1 protein-coding gene is annotated in these 714 nt (G+C 43.8%); it reads left to right on the top strand.

Annotated elements, in window-relative coordinates:
• Positions 1 to 62: 62 nt before the first annotated feature.
• A partial coding sequence (locus AC1DSE_RS36065) for a PolC-type DNA polymerase III N-terminal domain-containing protein (protein WP_477529218.1) occupies positions 63 to 714 on the top strand: 652 nt, incomplete at its 3' end.

Consider the following 714-nt stretch of genomic DNA (forward strand, 5'->3'; position numbering starts at 1 on the left):
ATTTGCAAGAGCTTATTAAGGACTGAAGCTAGTTCGGTTCGGATCTTAAGGAGTGGTATTTTATGAGCCAAACCGCAAAAAAACGGCAGAGTTTTGAAATGCTTTTACAGCATATTCAGCTGCCGCAAGAACTTATACAAACCTATTTTCAAGATGGATATATAGATCAAGTTATCGTTAGCAACAGCAATCAAGAATGGACGTTTTGCATCCGCAAAACGTCCATGGTGCCTTTACAGGCCTATAATGGGCTATGCCAGGCGGCTAGAATGAAGTTTGAGTCTATCGCTGCAGTCAGTTTCTTGCTGATTTATGATCCTGTTGTAGAGACTGAATCCATTGTGCTGCAATACTGGGGTTTGTTCATGGAGTGGGCACAGCGCGAGATCGCTTCCGTAAATGGATGGCTGCAGAAATCTTCGATCACGRTTGAAGGAGACTTACTAACTCTATCTCTTCTAGACAATACGGGATTGGATCTCGCTCGGAAGAAACGATTGGATGATGAAATTATTCGTTTCTTTAATGAAAATTTCCAGCGCGCATGCAAAGTGAAAATGATCGTCAGCGAATCCAGGCAAGAAATCTTGGATGAATTCTCCCTTCGGATGGTGCAGGAAGAACGGGAATATGTGCAGGAGCTGATGGCGAGCGCGCAATCAGAGTCTGAGCTCGTCGATGAGAGTGAAATCAAGCTAGCGGTTGGTTATGATA

This window comes from Paenibacillus sp. 01L418 (assembly GCF_056400045.1).